The organism is Polaromonas sp. P3_C2 (assembly GCF_056402675.1).
Genome location: NZ_JBFUGX010001238.1, coordinates 1 through 586 on the forward strand (window position 1 = coordinate 1; position 586 = coordinate 586).

General features: G+C 60.2%; 1 protein-coding gene. It reads left to right on the forward strand.

Annotated features, from left to right (window positions below):
• Positions 1 to 11 precede the first annotated feature (11 nt).
• Positions 12 to 586, forward strand: a 575-nt coding sequence (locus AC1DWI_RS25830; RefSeq protein WP_477726281.1) for a pyridoxal-phosphate dependent enzyme, incomplete at its 3' end; no start/stop codon positions are given.

Below are 586 nucleotides of genomic sequence, written 5' to 3' on the forward strand. Positions count from 1 at the left end.
GAGTCTTAACCATGTACGAGTACCACCAGCCTGACGTTTCAGGCCATTTCGGAATTTACGGCGGCAGTTTTGTTTCAGAAACCCTGACGCACGCCATCAATGAGCTCAAAGACGCCTACGCCAAATACCAGCACGACCCGGAGTTCCTCGCCGAATTCCATTCCGAGCTGGCGCATTTCGTAGGCCGCCCCTCTCCGATTTACCACGCCGCACGCATGAGCCGTGAACAAGGCGGCGCGCAGATTTACCTCAAGCGCGAAGACCTGAACCACACCGGCGCGCACAAGATCAACAACACCATAGGCCAGGCCATGCTGGCGCGCCGCATGGGCAAGCCGCGCGTGATTGCTGAAACCGGCGCCGGTCAGCACGGCGTGGCCACGGCCACCATCTGCGCCCGCTACGGCCTGGAATGCGTGGTCTACATGGGCAGCGAAGATGTCAAGCGCCAAAGCCCTAATGTCTACCGCATGAACCTCCTGGGCGCCACCGTGGTGCCGGTCGAAAGCGGCAGCAAGACGCTGAAAGACGCGCTCAACGAAGCCATGCGCGACTGGGTCGCCAACGTGGACAACACCTTCTACAT